Source organism: Arcobacter sp. AHV-9/2010, from assembly GCF_004116575.1.
Classification (GTDB): Bacteria; Campylobacterota; Campylobacteria; order Campylobacterales; family Arcobacteraceae; genus Aliarcobacter; species Aliarcobacter skirrowii.
The window spans coordinates 67,283-83,876 of record NZ_PDKH01000004.1 but is presented as its reverse complement, the minus strand read 5'-3'; the positions used below and the strand labels follow the sequence as shown (position 1 = coordinate 83,876).

General features: G+C 27.8%; 16 protein-coding genes. 9 read left to right on the top strand and 7 right to left on the bottom strand.

Annotation, left to right across the window (positions count from 1 at the left end; genetic code table 11):
- Nucleotide 1: 1 nt before the first annotated feature.
- Complete coding sequence (locus CRU94_RS07730; protein WP_129106208.1) at nt 2-1,210, bottom strand: TolC family protein; 1,209 nt, start codon at nt 1,208-1,210, stop codon at nt 2-4.
- Between the two features lie 146 nt (nt 1,211-1,356).
- Here CRU94_RS07730 and exbB point away from each other — a divergent pair, with 146 nt between their 5' ends.
- From exbB to CRU94_RS07715, 3 genes are read left to right on the top strand one after another with little or no spacing between them, the layout of a single operon-like run.
- On the top strand, nt 1,357-1,791 hold the full coding sequence (gene exbB / locus CRU94_RS07725) for a TonB-system energizer ExbB (RefSeq protein ID WP_129106207.1): 435 nt from the start codon (nt 1,357-1,359) through the stop codon (nt 1,789-1,791).
- A complete protein-coding gene (locus CRU94_RS07720; protein WP_129106206.1) occupies nt 1,772-2,149 on the top strand; it encodes a biopolymer transporter ExbD in 378 nt (125 codons plus the stop codon). Before exbB ends, CRU94_RS07720 begins: the two co-directional genes overlap by 20 nt.
- Nucleotides 2,150-2,151: 2 nt before the next feature.
- Nucleotides 2,152-2,829, top strand: coding sequence for an energy transducer TonB (locus tag CRU94_RS07715; RefSeq protein WP_129106205.1), 678 nt, complete (start codon nt 2,152-2,154; stop codon nt 2,827-2,829).
- A gap of 17 nt (nt 2,830-2,846) precedes the next feature.
- Here CRU94_RS07715 and CRU94_RS07710 read toward each other — a convergent pair whose 3' ends face one another.
- Genes CRU94_RS07710 through CRU94_RS07695 form a run of 4 tightly spaced genes read right to left on the bottom strand, consistent with a single transcriptional unit; the run spans nt 2,847 to nt 6,745 of the window.
- Nucleotides 2,847-4,268 carry a leucyl aminopeptidase gene (locus tag CRU94_RS07710; RefSeq protein WP_129106204.1) on the bottom strand — a complete coding sequence of 474 codons (1,422 nt, stop codon included), beginning with the start codon at nt 4,266-4,268 and terminating at the stop codon, nt 2,847-2,849.
- The gene (locus CRU94_RS07705; RefSeq protein WP_129106203.1) at nt 4,258-4,959 is read right to left on the bottom strand and encodes a DedA family protein; all 702 of its coding nucleotides are present in this window, start codon (nt 4,957-4,959) and stop codon (nt 4,258-4,260) included. Before CRU94_RS07705 ends, CRU94_RS07710 begins: the two co-directional genes overlap by 11 nt.
- Before the next feature lie 8 nt (nt 4,960-4,967).
- Nucleotides 4,968-6,194, bottom strand: a complete 1,227-nt coding sequence (trpB, locus tag CRU94_RS07700; protein ID WP_129106202.1) for a tryptophan synthase subunit beta — start codon at nt 6,192-6,194, stop codon at nt 4,968-4,970.
- On the bottom strand, nt 6,191-6,745 hold the full coding sequence (locus CRU94_RS07695; protein WP_129106201.1) for an adenine phosphoribosyltransferase: 555 nt from the start codon (nt 6,743-6,745) through the stop codon (nt 6,191-6,193). Before CRU94_RS07695 ends, trpB begins: the two co-directional genes overlap by 4 nt.
- Nucleotides 6,746-6,829: 84 nt before the next feature.
- Here CRU94_RS07695 and CRU94_RS07690 point away from each other — a divergent pair, with 84 nt between their 5' ends.
- The 6 genes from CRU94_RS07690 (at nt 6,830) to CRU94_RS07665 (ending at nt 14,084) form a co-directional block, all read left to right on the top strand.
- Complete coding sequence (locus CRU94_RS07690; RefSeq protein WP_129106200.1) at nt 6,830-7,633, top strand: DNA ligase; 804 nt, start codon at nt 6,830-6,832, stop codon at nt 7,631-7,633.
- A 120-nt stretch (nt 7,634-7,753) separates the two neighbouring features.
- On the top strand, nt 7,754-8,905 hold the full coding sequence (locus tag CRU94_RS07685) for a trans-sulfuration enzyme family protein (RefSeq protein ID WP_129106199.1): 1,152 nt from the start codon (nt 7,754-7,756) through the stop codon (nt 8,903-8,905).
- Nucleotides 8,902-10,398 carry an aminotransferase class I/II-fold pyridoxal phosphate-dependent enzyme gene (locus CRU94_RS07680; RefSeq protein ID WP_258237428.1) on the top strand — a complete coding sequence of 499 codons (1,497 nt, stop codon included), beginning with the start codon at nt 8,902-8,904 and terminating at the stop codon, nt 10,396-10,398. The genes CRU94_RS07685 and CRU94_RS07680 overlap by 4 nt, the downstream gene beginning before the upstream one ends.
- Before the next feature lie 243 nt (nt 10,399-10,641).
- Nucleotides 10,642-11,985, top strand: coding sequence for a c-type cytochrome (locus CRU94_RS07675; protein ID WP_129106198.1), 1,344 nt, complete (start codon nt 10,642-10,644; stop codon nt 11,983-11,985).
- Nucleotides 11,985-13,178: a hypothetical protein gene (locus CRU94_RS07670; RefSeq protein WP_129106197.1), complete on the top strand. Its 1,194-nt coding sequence runs from the start codon at nt 11,985-11,987 to the stop codon at nt 13,176-13,178. Before CRU94_RS07675 ends, CRU94_RS07670 begins: the two co-directional genes overlap by 1 nt.
- Nucleotides 13,179-13,529: 351 nt before the next feature.
- Nucleotides 13,530-14,084 carry a GNAT family N-acetyltransferase gene (locus tag CRU94_RS07665; RefSeq protein ID WP_129106196.1) on the top strand — a complete coding sequence of 185 codons (555 nt, stop codon included), beginning with the start codon at nt 13,530-13,532 and terminating at the stop codon, nt 14,082-14,084.
- On the opposite strand, the gene CRU94_RS07660 is transcribed toward CRU94_RS07665, so the two are convergent.
- Complete coding sequence (locus tag CRU94_RS07660; RefSeq protein ID WP_129106195.1) at nt 14,079-15,620, bottom strand: nickel/cobalt transporter; 1,542 nt, start codon at nt 15,618-15,620, stop codon at nt 14,079-14,081. The genes CRU94_RS07665 and CRU94_RS07660 overlap by 6 nt on opposite strands.
- A complete protein-coding gene (locus CRU94_RS07655; RefSeq protein ID WP_129106194.1) occupies nt 15,617-16,540 on the bottom strand; it encodes a metal ABC transporter solute-binding protein, Zn/Mn family in 924 nt (307 codons plus the stop codon). Before CRU94_RS07655 ends, CRU94_RS07660 begins: the two co-directional genes overlap by 4 nt.
- Between the last annotated feature and the right edge of the window lie 54 nt (nt 16,541-16,594).

Genomic DNA, 16,594 nt, shown 5'->3' with positions numbered 1-16,594 from the left:
TCTAGCCTCTTATTTTAAAATATAATTTTGAATACTCTTGAAGAATATTTATATCATTTATTAACAAATCATACTCATTTATTTTTTTACTATTTTCTAAAATCTCTAAATCATAACTTGCTGTCATTCCAGCTTGATTTGATACCCTATTTGCTTTTATTAAATCCTCATACAATTTTATATTATCATCAATACTTTTTGAGATTTTTTCGTAAGTATCAATTTTTGTTAAAATTTGCTCAAAATCAGATTTTATATCATTTTTTAAATCATTTAAATATACCTGCTGTTTTAAAACCTCTATTTTTGACTCTTGAAGCTTTGAAGACATATTGTAATCAAACAAAGGCATAGAGAAGTTTAAAGATGCAGTTGATTGCGAATCCTCTTTTCTAGTATCACTTAACATATTATTAAAATCATCTTTTGTATTTGAGTATCTAGCATTTGCATTTAAAGTTAGTTTTGGAAGATAGTTTGATCTATCTATTTTATAACTACTATTTAAAATAGCAACTCTTGCATCCTCTTTTAGTAGTGAAAAATTCTTTTGTAAAAAATCCTCTTTTGATATTGGTTTAAAATCTAATATCTCTATGTTTTCATATTTTAAATCTGTATATTTAGCAAGTTCTAGCTCTTTTTGCTTTAAACTATTTTCAACACTTATAACATCTCTATATGCAATGTTTTTACTCATAACTGCATTATTTAACTCTATAATATCACTTTTTCCAGCTTCATATTGGATTTTTTTAATAATGAGCTCTATATCTTTATTCTCATATTTGATTCTACTTTGAAATTGTTGATACTTTAGTTTTTTAATCTCTAAAAGAGTGCCATAAATTGATAATAAAAGTTCACTATTTTCATTTTCCCAAGATAGTAAATCATAATCAAAAGTGCTTTTAGCTTTATCTATTTTTGACCAAATTCCACCTGATTCAAATAGTGATTGTGTAAAACCAATTGATGCTTGTTTTGAATAGTTATCATCCTTTGACTTATCAAAAGGGTGTGTTGTGCTTATTGAGGCATCTAAATTAATCGTTCCAATCCAACTATTTTTAGAGTAATCATACTTTTTTAAAATTGACTCTTTGTCTAGTTTTCTATACTCTTTTTTATCATCTTTTAGTATTTCCAAGCCATCTTCATTTGCAAATAAATAGGTAAAAGTTAGTAAAAATATAAATAGCTTTCTCAATATATTTCCTTAGTTTGATTTTAAAAATGGTATTATAAAGACTATATTTTAACCATATTTTAACAATTATTAAACTTAAGAGTTCTTTAAGATAATTATTATCAATATTATGGTACGATTCCAAAAAATTTTTAAGGAAATAGTTTATGTTTGATGATATTGAAAAATTAAAACACTTAGTTGATTATGGTGTAATAGGAGTCTTAGTAGTTATGAGTTTTGTTGCTGTTTTTTTCTTTATTGAAAGAGTTATATTTTATAAAAAAATAGATGTAAACTCATATAAAACAAAAAAATCATTAGATATTGCCTTAACAAAACATCTTACAATTATAGGAACTATTGCATCAAACTCTCCATATATTGGACTTTTGGGAACTGTATTAGCAATTATGCTTACATTTATGACAATGGGTGGTGGTGGAGATATTGATGCTGCAAAAATTATGGAGAGCTTAGCACTTGCTCTTAAAGCAACTGCTGTTGGTTTGGTTGTGGCAATTGTTTCTATGGTTTTATATAATATTTTAAGTAGATTTGCTGAAGTTTTGGAAAGTAATTATGAAGCTACAGAAGTATGATTCAATCAATGTAATTCCTTTTATTGATGTACTATTAGTTCTTCTGGCAATAGTTTTATTAACTTCTACATTTATAACTAAAGGAATTATTCCTGTAAATTTACCTAATAGTCAAACATCTAGTAAATTAAAAAGTGACAAAGAAGTTGTAATTGTTATTGATAATGCTGGAGTTTTATATCTTGATGAGATTCAAATGGCAATTCAAAATATTGAGCTTGAACTTTTAGGAAAGCAAAAAGAGACTCCAATTCATCTTCATACAGACAAAGAGACAAAGTTTGAACACTTTGTAAATGTTTTAGATATGTTAAAGAAAAATCAATTCTCAAATGTCTCAATTGTAACAAAGAAGTAAAGATGAAAAATAATAGATATATAAAATCACTTTTTATTAGTTCTACTATATATCTTGCTATTGCAGCTCCTATTTTTATATCTTTTTCAAATACTCATAAAACAGTTGATATTAAAAAAGATGTTCACACTGTTACAAAAATCTCTTTAAGTAATATTCCAATTCAAGAAAAAGTTATTGAAGAGATTGTTGAAGAAGAGATTGTTGAAAAAATAATTGAAAAACCAGCAAAAAAAGTTGTAAAAAAAGAGATTAAAAAACAAAAACCAAAAAAAGATACAAAACCAAAAAAAGAGCCTAAAAAGATTGTAGAGAAAAAAGAGGTTCAAGAGAAAATTACAACTGCTGATTTAGAAAATCAAGTAAAAGCTGCCGAAATTGAAGATTTATATCTAGGAAAAATAAAAAATACTATTGAAAGATATAAAACATACCCAAGAAATGCAAAAAGACTTCATCATCAAGGAGTTGTTAAAATTGCTTTTGATGTTTTATTAAATGGAAAGATTACAAATATAAGAATTATTGAAAACTCTAAATATAAAACTTTAGATAAAGCAACAATTAATCTCTTAGAAAAAATTGGCTCTTTTGATCCAATTCCAAATGAGTTGATGTCAAAATTAGATAATAAATCAAATCTAAGTCTTGAAGTACCTGTTCAATACCAAATAAACTAAGAGCTTTTTGCTCTTAGTTATTTAGCTAAATTTTTTATAAACTCTACAGCCATTCTAACACCTGTTCCACTCGCTCCATAAGGATTATATCCCCAAGCTTTTTCAACAAATGCAGGTCCTGCTATATCAAAATGTACCCATCTGTTTTTATTCTCTTCATAAATAAAGTTATCTAAAAACATTCCAGCTGTTATAGCTCCACCATATCTAGTGTTTGAAATATTGCAAACATCTGCTATTTCAGATTTAATACACTTTTTCAAATATCTATTAAAATCAAGTTTAGTTGCATACTCACCACTATTTAAAGAGGCTTCAAGAGCTTTTTGTTTTAACTCTTCACTATTTCCCATAATTCCTGTTGTATATTCACCAAGTCCTACAACACAAGCACCTGTTAAAGTTGCAAAATCAAAGATATAATCAAAATCTTTAATCTCATCTTGAGCATAACATAAACAATCAGCTAATACCAATCTTCCTTCAGCATCTGTGTTTCGCACTTCAATTGTTTTTCCATTTTTAGCAGTTAAAATATCATCAGGTTTATAAGCATTTCCACCAATCATATTTTCAACAGCACCTATAATTGCATGAACCTCAACATTAAGTTTAAGCTCTGCTATTACTTTTATAGTGTTTAAAACAGCAACTGCACCTGATTTATCAGCTTTCATTGTTACCATAAAATCAGCTGGTTTTAAAGATAGACCACCACTATCATATGTAAGTCCTTTTCCTACAAGAACAATTTTTCCTTTAGCTTTTTTTGGTCTATATTTTAGATGTATTAGTTGAGACTCATGAACACTAGCTCTTCCAACACTATGCATAGACATCATTTTTTGTTTTTCTAAATCTTTTTCTCCTAAAATTTCATACTCAAGCTCAAACTCTTTTGCAATAATTTCAGCCTCTTTTACAAAACTTTTTGGAGTAAAATCAGCAGGTGCTGTGTTTACCATATCTCTAGCTTTATTAACTGCATTTGCAATAATTTGTGACTCTTTTAAAATATCACTTAAATTTTCACATCTTTTTTCAACTACAAAATATAACTCTTGTTTTTTATCATCTTTTTCACTTTTATAGTGATTAAAACTGTATGAACCCAAAATAGAGCCTTCAACTAAAGCCTTAAAGTTATTCTCTAACTCTTTATTTAATAGAAGTTTTGCACTTTTAAATTTTGTAGAGTTAAACTTTTTTATAGCAGCTGAAATTGCAATAGCTAAACTATCATAACTATAATCTTCAAAACCAACATAGATTTTTCTTTTTTCTGCCAATAAAATAGATGACTCATCTTTTGCTTTAAAATCAAGTTTTTCTAAAAGCTCTTTATCCTCTTTGCTCTTAACTTTTTTTAAATCATCTATTAAGATAATCTCTAAATCATACTCTTTATCTTTTGAAATTTCTACAATATTAATCTTCATTCATAACCCTTTTTTCAATTTTTTTTGTTGCTTTATTAAAATAATATATTATTCCACCACCTAAAATTATAGCAAGTGGAATTGCCATATACCAATGCTCTTTTGCCCAATGAAGTACAACCATAATCTCATTTCCAAAATACCAAACAGGAACAATTGTAATAGTAGCCCAACACCAAGCACTAATTAAATTTATAAATGCAAATTTTCTTGCATCATATCTTGTAAGTCCTATAGAGATTGGAATAATTGTTCGCATACCATACATATATCTTTGAGTAAAAATTATTGGCCAACCATGTTTTTTAAGAAGTAAATGGGCAAAAGCAAACTTTCTTCTTTGTCCTCTTAATCTTTTTAAAACAGAAGCCTTATTGAATCTTCCAATATAAAAATATACCTGATCTCCAGCAAAACCACCAAGACCAGCTACAAAAATAGCAATAAGAACATTCATAGAGCCATCATGAGCCATAAGTCCAGCCATAATAAGTCCCATCTCACCTTCAAGCATACTCCATACAAAAAGAATCACATAACCATATTTTCTAAGTAGATATATAAATTTATCTTCAACTCCTTCAACAGGGGCATTATACAAATTGTAAGCAAGAAAAGATAAAAACAGCACCAAGCTTACTGCGAAAATTTTTCCTGTGTAAGGTTGAATTTTTCTAAAAAGTTCTCTCATTTATTACCTTACTTAAAATCTAATAAACTTTTTGCTTGTATCATATCTTTATCTCCTCGACCAGATAGACAAACAATTACTAATTTATCTTTTAATTTATCTTTTGCTTTTTTTAAATATGCAATTGCATGAGCTGATTCAAATGCTGGAATAATTCCCTCTTTTTGACTTAACCAAACAAAAGCATCAAGTGCCTCTTTATCTGTAATATTGTCGTAAACTACACTTTTATTATCTTTGTGAAAACTATGCTCTGGTCCAACTCCTGGATAATCAAGCCCTGCACTAATACTATGAGCTTCTAAAACTTGTCCATCTTCATCTTGAAGCAAATATGAACACTGCCCGTGTAAAATTCCAGGAGTTCCAAGAGCCAAACAGCTTCCATGTTTGTCTGTATCAAGTCCCAAGCCCCCTGCTTCAATTCCAACACAAGTAACACTTTTATCTTCTAAAAAGTGCGAAAACATACCAATAGCGTTTGAACCACCACCAATACATGCAACTACATAATCAGGAAGTCTATTCTCTTTTTCAAGTATCTGTTTTCTTGATTCATAACCAATAATTGCTTGAAAATCTCGCACCATCATAGGATAAGGATGTGGACCTGCAACAGTTCCAATTATATAAAATGTATCTCGTGCGTTTGTAACCCAATATCTAATAGCGTCATTCATAGCATCTTTTAAAGTTTTACTACCACTTTCTACTGCAACAACCTTAGCACCTAAAAGTTTCATTCTAAATACATTTAACTCTTGTCTTGCAACATCTTTTGCACCCATAAAAACAGTACACTCAAGTCCAAGTAAAGCTGCAATTGTAGCAGTTGCAACTCCGTGTTGCCCAGCTCCTGTTTCAGCTATTACTTTTGTTTTTCCCATCTTTTTTGCTAATAATCCTTGAGCTATTACATTATTAACTTTATGAGCACCTGTGTGATTTAAATCTTCTCTTTTTAAATATATTTTACAACCTAGCTCATCACTTATATTTTTTGCAAAATATAGTGGATTTTCTCTTCCTACATAATCTTTTAAGTAGTAGTTTACCTCAGCCCAAAACTCTTTATCAAATCTATATTTACTATAAGTAGCTTCTAGCTCTTTTAAAATAGGCATCAATGTTTCAGGGACATATTGCCCACCAAAAATTCCAAACTCACCACCAACACCAAACTCACCTAGCTCATTTGGATCAAATATACTTTTTTTTGGAATATAGTTACTCATATCTCTAGCACCGCATAAACTTTAGTTTTCTCTTCTAACTTTGCTTTTCCAGGCAAGATAGAGAAATTTAAAATAAAACAAGCTTCAACTAAAGAGGCATCTAATTTCTCAATTAAATTTGCAGCTGCTATTGCTGTTCCACCACTTACAACTAAATCATCCATTAAAAGAACTCTTGGATTTTTAAGATCTCTAAAAGCATCAAAATGAACTTCAACCTCATCAAAACCATACTCTAACTCATATTTTTCACACAAAGTTGTACTTGGAAGTTTTCCTTTTTTTCGTATTGGCACAAATCCAATTTTAAGTCTTGAGGCAAGTGCAGCTCCAAATAAAAATCCTCTTGCTTCAATTGCTGCTATAAAATCTAAATTATATTTTTTGTATCTATCTTCAAGATGGCTCATAAGTAGTTCAAATGCATATTTATTGTTCAAAAGTGTTGTAATATCTTTAAAGCTAATACCATGTTTTGGAAAATCTTCAACCGTTCTAATAGAACTTAATAAAACCTTTTTTTCATCTTCTGTTAAAATCTCTTTACTCAAGTTTTTCCTTTTTTAAAAAATTGAAACATTCTAGCTAAAATCAAATTATGTTATAGTTTAAGAAATGAATAACAAGGAGCATTTATGAGAATTTTATTTTATATGTTACTTCTTTTTACTCTTTCTTTTAGTTTTGATTTACAAAAACCTTCAACTTATGAAAAAAGTATGAATATCAATGGTTGGTTTATGAGTGAAAAACTAGATGGTATTAGAGCATATTGGGATGGAAAAGAGCTATTTACAAGAAATAAAAACAAAATATTTGCACCATCTTGGTTTACAAAAGATTTTCCACCATTTGAGCTTGATGGAGAGCTTTGGACAAAAAGAGGTGATTTTGAAAATATTCAAAGCATAGTTTTAAGCCAACAAGAGTCAAAAAATTGGGAAAATATAACTTACAATATTTTTGAAGTTCCAAATCAAAAAGGAAATTTCAAAGATAGAATTCTTGTTTTAGAAAAATATTTAAATAAAAATCCAAATAGATACATAAAAATTATTCCTCAAATAGTTTGCAAAGATGAAAATCACTTAAATAGCTTTTTACAAGAGCTTTTAAAAAATGGTGCAGAAGGAGTGATTATAAAAAATCCAAATTTAGCCTATGAGAGTGGAAGAACACAAAACTCACTAAAAGTAAAAGAGTTTTTTGATGATGAGGCTTTAGTAATAGCTCACAATTTTAATATTGATGGCTCATTTAAAAGTTTAAAAGTAGAACTAAAAAATGGAACTATATTTAATTTAGGAGGTGGATTTAAAAAAGAAGATAGGTTAAATCCACCAAAAATTGGCTCTAATATTACTTTTAAATATTATGGTTTTACAAAAAATGGTAAACCAAAATTTGCATCTTTTTTAAGAGTAAGAGAGCTTGAGTAGTTTTATTTTTTAAACAAAATAGTTTATTATAATTTTTACTTATAATATTTTTAAGTATCAAATAAGATTAAATTTATATTAGATACAATTTGCCAAAAATTAGCCAATTTAAGGATTTTTATGAATAAAAGTTTAGAAACTATGCTTTGCCACTTAAAAGATTTTGCACCTTTTAAAGAGCCAACAAACTCTTCACACTTTCCAATATACAACACAGCAACTTTTGATTTAAAAAACCAAAATGGTGATAGAGTTTATGATTACACAAGAAGCGATAATCCAACAAGAGCTACACTTGAAAACTTTTTTGCTTTTGCAGAAAATGGCTATGGAGCTGTTTGTACGCACACAGGAATAGCAGCTGTTTCACTACTATTTGAAACTGTTTTAAAAGCAAACTCATCTATTTTGGTTGAAGCTGATTGTTATGGTGGAACTTTTAGACTTTTAAAACTATTTAAAGAAAAATACAATATTAATGTAAACTTTACAGATTTTACAGATTTAAATATGCTTGAACATATTTTAAAAACACATAGTATTGATTTAGTTTTATGTGAGAGTCCTACAAATCCAGGTTTAAAAATTATAGATTTAAAAGAGATATCAAAACTTTGTAAAGCACATAACTCTCTTTTTGCAGTTGATAACTCACTTGCAACTTTTATTAGCCAAAAACCTCTTGATTTAGGGGCTGATTTTTCACTCTTTTCTACAACTAAATTTATAAGTGGTCACGGAAGTGTAATTGCAGGTGCTATTGTTGCAAAAACCAAAGAGAACTCAGACAAACTTCACTACTATTCAAATGCCTTAGGAAGAAACCAAAATCCTCTTGATGTTCATCTAATATCACTTGGAATTAGTAGCTTAAAAGTTAGAATGAAAGCTAGTGAGAAATTAGCAAAAAAATTTGCTAAATGGCTAGAAGAACAAGATTTTATAGAAAAAGTAACATTTCCAGCTTTAAAATCACATCCACAAAGAGCTTTGGCAAAAAAACAGATGAAGATAATTCCTAGTGTTTTTTGTGCTGATTTTAAAAGTATTGAACTAGCGCAAAAGTTTATAGAAAATGCAAAAATATTTGGAGAAAAATGCTCTTTTGGAAGTGCTGATAGTAGAGTTGAAATACCTTCTAAAATATCTCATGCCTCTTTTTCAAAAGAGGAGTTAAAAGCAATTGGAATATCTGATAGTACGGTGCGATTTTCTATTGGCTTTGAGAATTTAAAAGATTTAAAAGAGGATCTATTAGAAGCTATAAAATGATAAAGAACTCTATTTTTCAACCAATTATTTGTGGTGAAACTTTACCACCACAAAATATTCATGCAGTATCAACTTCTATGCCAACACTTCAAGATGTTATAGATTATGAGGAGCAAACACCACAAATTTTAGAAAAAATAACTATTGCATATCCTAGATTTGTGATTCATCCATATTTAAAACTTTTATCAAACTTTTTAAAAAACAAGTATGAAGTTCCAAATGAGTATGAACTTATACTTTTAAGTAGCCAAAAAGCAGTAGAAGTTGTAAGCAATAGATATTTTATTCACAACAAATTTGAGTTTAACGAGCCTTTTGGAGTAATAAAAGTTTTAAAAGGAAGACAGTACAAAAAGGTTTTAAAGTTTATTCAATATGTTGGATACAATCTATCTTCAAGATTGGCTGAAGATTATCTATATAATCTAGGTTTGATTGAAAAAACTCAAAAAGAAGAGCTAGAAAAAAAAGAGTTATGTGAAGATATAATCTTAAATACTCTAGCAAATGCTTATAGTGAAAAAAAAGAGAATATTTGTTTGAGTCCATCTGGAATGAATGCTATTTATAGTGTTTTAAAAGGTTTAAAAAATATTCAAGCAAGAAATGGAAAATCTATCTTAATACAGTTTGGATGGCTATATTTAGATACTACAAATATTGTAAACAACTATTTTGAAGAGAGCAGAGTTTTTTATGATGTTACAGATTTAAAATCGCTTGAAGGTTATTTAGAAGAGAATAAAAATAGAGTTTTATCAATAATAACTGAAGTTCCAACAAACCCTTTAGTAAAAACTTCAAACTTAAAAAAATTAAGAGAGCTTTGCGATAAGTACAATATTGTCTTAGTAATAGATTCAACTTTTGCAACACCATATAACCTAAATTTAAAACCCTATGCTGATATTTTTGTTGAATCTTTAACAAAATTTGCTTGTGGAAATGCCGATGTTTTAATGGGAGCAATAATTTTAAATAGTAATTTTAAAATATCTCATATAAAAAATGAGTTTTTCAAGCATAGTGACAAACCATATATAAAAGATATGCAAAGAATGGCTATTGAAATTGTAAATTATAAAAAAAGAGTCAAAAAAATATCACAAAATACAAAAGAGCTAATAGAGTTTTTAGAGACTTTACCTTATGTATCAAAAGTCTATTCTTGTTTAAGCAAAGAGAATTTTGAAAACTACAAAGATTTAATGATTGATAAAAATAGTATTTGTGGAATAATCTCAATTTATATAAAAAATGATTTTGAAAAAATTTACAATGCTCTAAACTTTGCAAAAGGTCCAAGCCTTGGAACTGAATTTACACTTTTAATGCCTTATACATATCTTGCTCACTATGATTTAATAACAAGCCAAAACGGTAAAGAGTTTTTAGAAAAAATTGAACTTCCAATAAATTTAATACGAATATCTGTTGGAATTGAAGATATAGAAGAGATAAAAAAAGAGTTTGAAAGAGTTTGTAGATAATATTTAACTTTATCATTAATAGATGATTCAACCTCATAACACAAAATTAACACTTTAATAATAAAATTTTATTCAATGGTCAATTTATATTAAAATATCAGCATCTCCTACAAATCTGATAAAAGTCACAATCTAAAATAAATTGACCACTACAAAACTTTTAACACAAACTTAACAATCTAGCATTAATATAGCAATAAGTTTTTCATTTTTAGAAAAACAAATTTAAAAAAGGAGAAAAGAATGGAACAAATTGGAATGTTTCCACTTTTTTATTTTCCAGAAATCGGCTCTGCTTGGATTATGGGAATAACTGGAACAATTCATATCTTAGCATCTCACACATCTGTTGGAGCTGCACTACTATTTGCTTTTTTGGCACATAAGGCTTATAAAGAAGATAGACCTGAACTGTATGAATATATGAAAAAATATGGAATGTTTTTACTTATTTTTTCTTATGTGGTTGGTTCAATTACAGGTCCAGGGATTTGGTATACTGCAACAGCAGCTAGTCCTAGAGGAATTAGTGCTTTGATTCACAACTTTGTTTGGGTTTGGGCAACTGAATGGGTATTTTTTGTATTTGAAGTAGTTGGGGTTTTTGCTTTAGTTTATTTTATAAATAAAATAGATAGAAAAACTCACCTAAAACTCACTTATGCTTTTGCCTTAGCTTCTGTTGGAACTCTGTTTTTAATCATTGGAATTATTAGTTTTATGATGTGGCCAGGAAACGATGCTTTTTATCAAACAGGCTCTGTTAGTGATGCTTTTTTTGGACTTACAACTTTCCCTCACCTATTCTTAAGAATCGGATTTATGATTTTAATGTCTGGGGTTATTGGACTTATTATTGCCTCATCATTAAGTGATAAAGAGTTAAGAAATGAACTAATAAGAAAAATGGGAGTTATAAGTTTTATTGGTGGATTTATAACTGTTGTTTGTTTTATGTGGTACATGACTACAATTCCTGAAAATGCAAAAATATTATTAAGCATCTATATGCCAGATATTATGACTACAAAAGTAGTTTTAGTAGTAGTTTTTTCAGCTTATTTTTCAATTGCTATTTTAAAACCAAACTTTATAAATAGACCATTTGCTATTGTTATGTTATTTGTTATAGCTATTTTTGGATTATGGCCTGGAGAAAAACTAAGAGAGAGTATTAGAAAACCTTATGTTGTGGGACAATATGTTTATAGTAATCAAATCATGGGAAGAGATGTTCCTGGAAAAAATATCAAAAATGAGGTTGAAATTATTGAAAAACATGGATTATTAAAAGTAAATCCTTGGATTCCAGATAGATTAAAAACTATAACAGATGAAAATAGATTAGAAGCGGGAGAACTTCTTACAAAAATCGCTTGTTCAAATTGTCACTCACTTGAAACTACTGGAAAATATAGACCTCTACTTAAAAATTTTACTGGTCAAAATAAAGAGATGATTAAAACATTTATGCAATATTCACTAGCAACTGGTGCAATTGCTTATATGCCAAAAATAAGTCTTCCAGATGAAGAGTTTGATGCAATGGCAACTTGGATTGAATCACAATTACCAAAGGAGAAATAATGGATTCAGGAATTTTAAATCTACTTCAAGACCCAGCAGGGGTTCCTTTTTATCCTGTAGTTTTTCAAGCTTTATATGTATTAACTTGGGCTCTACACGCTCTGTTTGTATTTTTATCTTTGGGAAGCTTAGGCTTATCTTTATATGGTGGAATTAGACAAAAAAGTGATAATAACTGGAAAATATTAACTTCACATCTAATACAAACGGGAAAGATTAGTGTTTCATTATTGATTGTTTTAGGTGTTGCTCCACTTCTATTTACGCAAGTAATTTATGATCCAAACTGGTACACAATAAATACTCTATCAGGACTTTGGGTTGTTATATTTATTTACTGTTTATTAGTAGCTTATAGCATCTATTATTGGTACTATTATGCAAATAAGAAACAAAGTTTTATAAGTGGTTTAATAGGAACTATCTCTTTTGTACTTTTAGTAATTTGTGGCTTAATCATGCACACTTTTGCTGTTGAAGCAATTCAACCTGATAAATGGATGCAGTGGTATGCTCCAAATGGAGTTGTTGATACTTCTGGAACAAATTTTCATCCAGAAACTATTAGATATATCTTCTTTATGATATTAAGTATTCCAACACTTGGATTATTTTTACAAAACTATAGTGATTTTTTAAAATCAAATAAAAATTTTGATGAATCATTTATAATTTATACGAAAAATTTAGGTAAAAAAATTGCAACATTTGGACTAATATCAACTTTGATATCTTTTATTGTTTGGGCATATTCAATAGATAAATTAATTGATATTTTCTCTATTGTGATTTGCATCTCATTTTTAACTCTGATTTTATTAGCTAAAAATATTAAAAATAGTTATATATCAACTTCTATTTTTATTGTTATTTTGCTTTTAATATCAGGTTTTAGAGAATATATTAGATATAACATAATGAATAATTTAGGTTATGATATTTACTCTTATACTCTAAATATAGAGTGGGCATCTATAACTATGTTTTTATTAACATTTTTATCTCTAGGTGGTATTGGTGTTACTTTTATAGCTACAATTGCTTGGAAAGTAGGAAAAAGTAGTGGGTATTTTGATGCTTCAAAAGATAAAGTAGTTACAACTATGGCAAATGCTGTTTTATGGATTTTATCTATTTGGTCTATTGTATATTTTGCTTGGGGATTCTATACTCTATTTAAAAATAGTTTATAAAAAAAGGGGACTTTTGTCTCCTTTTTTAAATATCTCATACTCTAAATTGCCTTCTTATTAGTGCTTTTATTCTTAATATGATCTAAAAAATCATCATTACTAACACAAATTTCTACTTGAAAGCTATTTTTTAATATCTCTATAATTTTTCCAATAGAGCTATCTTTACTCTCCAAAACTAATATTTTTATTGCTTTCAATAATTATCTCTATAAATATATAAAAGAGTATTTTAAGAAAAATCTATTTATTGTGTGTTAGTTTTAAATAGTTTAATGTAGCTCAAATAGTAGCATTAATCTCTTATTAGCAAACATATTATAAAATCCAAATTTTTACAAAGGATTATAAGTGATAAAAAAAGCAGATAAACAAAATATAGAAAATATTTCAAAACTAATTTACGATGCAATTCATGAAGTAGCAAATAGTTTAACAGGTGAAAATGAAGAGCACAAAATATTAGAAACTTTAGAAAATTATATACAAATGGAGATTTGCCGTCTTAGTTATAACAATATTTATACTTATGAAGTAGATAATAAAAATATAGCTATTTTATTAGCATACAACTCAAATGATGTAGAAAAACTTGATAAGCCAATGCTAAATCACTTAAAAACAAAAAATATATTTTTAGACTCTTTCGAAAAAGAGTGCTTTTCAAATGAGTTTTATATAGATACAGTTAGCGTTTTAGAAGATTATCAAGGGCGAGGTATTGCAAAAGAGCTATTTGCATTTGCACAACAAAAAGCAAGAGAATTAGGATTTAAAAAACTCTCACTTTTGGTTGATTTTGAAAATAAAAAAGCAAAAGCTTTGTATGAGAAACTGGGATTTATTGATAATACTACTTTAGAGGTATCAAAAACTCAATTTTCTCATATGATAAAAGAGCTATAAATTTATTTTAAAACTACTTGAAGCAAAGAACAAAAACAGAGCCAAAATAAACATAAAAATAGGTGCAACTATCTCTAAAATATCTATTAACTTTTGAGATTTTGAAGAGATTTTATGCAAACTAACTCCCAAAAATGATGATGCAAAAATCACAACAGCCATTCCAAGGCTAATAGCTAGACTTGCTAAAAGTACAGCAAAATAAGTTTTAAGTAAAAAAGCATAAACAAAAAGTAAAACAGTACCAGGACAAGGAACTATTCCAGCTGTTAAAACAAATATTAAATCCTCTTTTTTATTTCGTTTATGAACAGGTTTTATCTCTTTGATTTTTACTAAATTATTCTCCTCTACAATCCTAAATCTAACTTTACTTAAATCACCACTACAAGCAGAACAAGAGCATCTTTTTTTAGTCAATTTTCTATATAAAATATATAGTGCTAAAATCATAATTACAACTGCACTAAAAGATGTTATATATGAAACACTATCCTCTAAAAACTTATTTAAAACACTTTGAAGTACAAAAACAGATATTAAAACAATAACAAATGCACCTACAATATGAATAAATGCAGTTAAAAGTGATATTATAAAAGCTTCAAAATATGTGCTTTTTTGTGATGAGAAGTATGCAAATGCCAAAGCTTTTCCATGACCTGGTCCAATTGAGTGAACAACTCCATATAAAAAAGATGCAACAAGTAAAAATATTAAAGCTAATTTATCTCCATTTTCAATATCTACAAGATTTTGTTTAATACTTGCAAAAAATTTATCAGTAAAGCTTATTTTTTGCTCCTCTTCTTCTAAAACTAAAACCTCTTCACTCTCTATTTTTTGCTCATTTAAAATCTCTTCTTGAGATTTTTCAAACTCTTTATTTTGCTCTTTTTTCCAAATATCTTCTAAGGACTCTTTGCTACTCTCTTCTACAGCCTCTACAATATTAAATTTTTGAGTCTGTAAATTAGAAGCCTCTATTAAATAAGTTACTCTATCTATTTTTGTAGTTTTATTAAATTTATAATTAGATACTACACTTTGATTTTTATCTTCTAAAATAAGGAAGAAAAACTCTTCATTATCAAAGGCTCTAATGCTAAAATAGTTTTTATCATATATTTTTAAATCAAGTAAAACTCTATACTCAAAAGATAGTATTCTACTCTTATTTTCAAAACTCATTTTGTAATCTTTAACCTCAAAAGGGATACTATTTTTTGAGTTATTATTACTATATGATATTGTTGTTAAAAAGCTTTTTTCAAGCAAATATGGCATCAAAGAATCTTCAATTAGTTTCAACTCTTTTTCATTAAAACTTTTATCTAAGTTCAAATCATATACTTTTAAAAGCTCTTCGCTAAAATCTTTTTCAAACTCCCATTTTATAGCAACATAATCTATTTTATCTTCATTTACAACTACTTTTGTTTGTACATATGTTTTTGGTTGCATAAAAGCACACAAACTACAAGAGAGTAAGTAACTTGGAAAAATTATTGCTAATATAAAAACTACTCTAATCATCTATAACTTTTTGCAATCTCATTTGCTACTAGAAGCATATTATTGTACCAATCATCACTTAATGGATTTATAGATACTACATTTGCACCAATATTTTTTGATATTGTTTTTGCACTTTTTTGTGAAAATTGAGGAGATACAAAAACTATTTTAATATCATGCTTCTTAGCCTCTTGAATTAATTTTACAAGCTCATTTGGTTTTGGCTCTTTTCCTTCAATCTCAATTGAAATTTGTTCAATTTCATATCTATGTGCAAAATATCCCCAAGATGGATGAAATACCATAAAAGCTCTACCTTTAAAATCTTTTAAAATATCTCTTATATTTTCATCTAAAATATCAAGCTCTTTTACAAACTCTTCATAATTTGATTTATAAAAATCACTATTTTTAGAGTCTATTTTAACCATTGCTTCATATATATTTTTTGCTTGAACTTTTACACTAATTGGATCTAACCAAGTGTGAGGATCAAGACCATTTGCTCCATGTTCATGCTCTTGATGTTCTTTATGATCTGACTCACCATGATGGGCATGATCATCATGATTTTCTTCATCTTCATGTTCATCTTCATGATGAGTATGAGCAAGCATTGCAATTTTTTCAATACCAATTGTTGTATCAACAAAAAGAGTATTTTTTGTATTCTCTTTAAATCTATCAATCCATACCAATTCGCTTGGATCTCCAACCAAAAAATAAGCTTTTGAAGCACTTAAAGCCTTCATTTTAGATGGTTTTGGTTCAAAATTGTGAGGTGAACTTCCTGGTTTTATCATAACATTTATATCAAATTTATCTTTTACTATTTTTTCTACAAAATATTTTTGTGGCAAAATATTAACCATAAGTTGTGGTTTATTTGCATATATAAATGATACAAAAACTAAAAACAGAACTAAAATTTTTTTCATAATCTTCCTTTTCGTTGCAACTAAGTTGCATTTTTTGAAATTTTAATCTTATTT

What these genes read in the sequence shown, in the direction of transcription:
- exbB (WP_129106207.1), top strand. Translation starts at nt 1,357, where the DNA reads ATGTTTGATGATATTGAAAAATTAAAACACTTAGTTGATTATGGTGTA.
- CRU94_RS07720 (WP_129106206.1), top strand. Translation starts at nt 1,772, where the DNA reads ATGAAGCTACAGAAGTATGATTCAATCAATGTAATTCCTTTTATTGAT.
- CRU94_RS07715 (WP_129106205.1), top strand. Translation starts at nt 2,152, where the DNA reads ATGAAAAATAATAGATATATAAAATCACTTTTTATTAGTTCTACTATA.
- CRU94_RS07710 (WP_129106204.1), bottom strand. Translation starts at nt 4,268, where the DNA reads ATGAAGATTAATATTGTAGAAATTTCAAAAGATAAAGAGTATGATTTA.
- CRU94_RS07705 (WP_129106203.1), bottom strand. Translation starts at nt 4,959, where the DNA reads ATGAGAGAACTTTTTAGAAAAATTCAACCTTACACAGGAAAAATTTTC.
- trpB (WP_129106202.1), bottom strand. Translation starts at nt 6,194, where the DNA reads ATGAGTAACTATATTCCAAAAAAAAGTATATTTGATCCAAATGAGCTA.
- CRU94_RS07690 (WP_129106200.1), top strand. Translation starts at nt 6,830, where the DNA reads ATGAGAATTTTATTTTATATGTTACTTCTTTTTACTCTTTCTTTTAGT.
- CRU94_RS07685 (WP_129106199.1), top strand. Translation starts at nt 7,754, where the DNA reads ATGAATAAAAGTTTAGAAACTATGCTTTGCCACTTAAAAGATTTTGCA.
- CRU94_RS07680 (WP_258237428.1), top strand. Translation starts at nt 8,902, where the DNA reads ATGATAAAGAACTCTATTTTTCAACCAATTATTTGTGGTGAAACTTTA.
- CRU94_RS07675 (WP_129106198.1), top strand. Translation starts at nt 10,642, where the DNA reads ATGGAACAAATTGGAATGTTTCCACTTTTTTATTTTCCAGAAATCGGC.
- CRU94_RS07670 (WP_129106197.1), top strand. Translation starts at nt 11,985, where the DNA reads ATGGATTCAGGAATTTTAAATCTACTTCAAGACCCAGCAGGGGTTCCT.
- CRU94_RS07660 (WP_129106195.1), bottom strand. Translation starts at nt 15,620, where the DNA reads ATGATTAGAGTAGTTTTTATATTAGCAATAATTTTTCCAAGTTACTTA.
- CRU94_RS07655 (WP_129106194.1), bottom strand. Translation starts at nt 16,540, where the DNA reads ATGAAAAAAATTTTAGTTCTGTTTTTAGTTTTTGTATCATTTATATAT.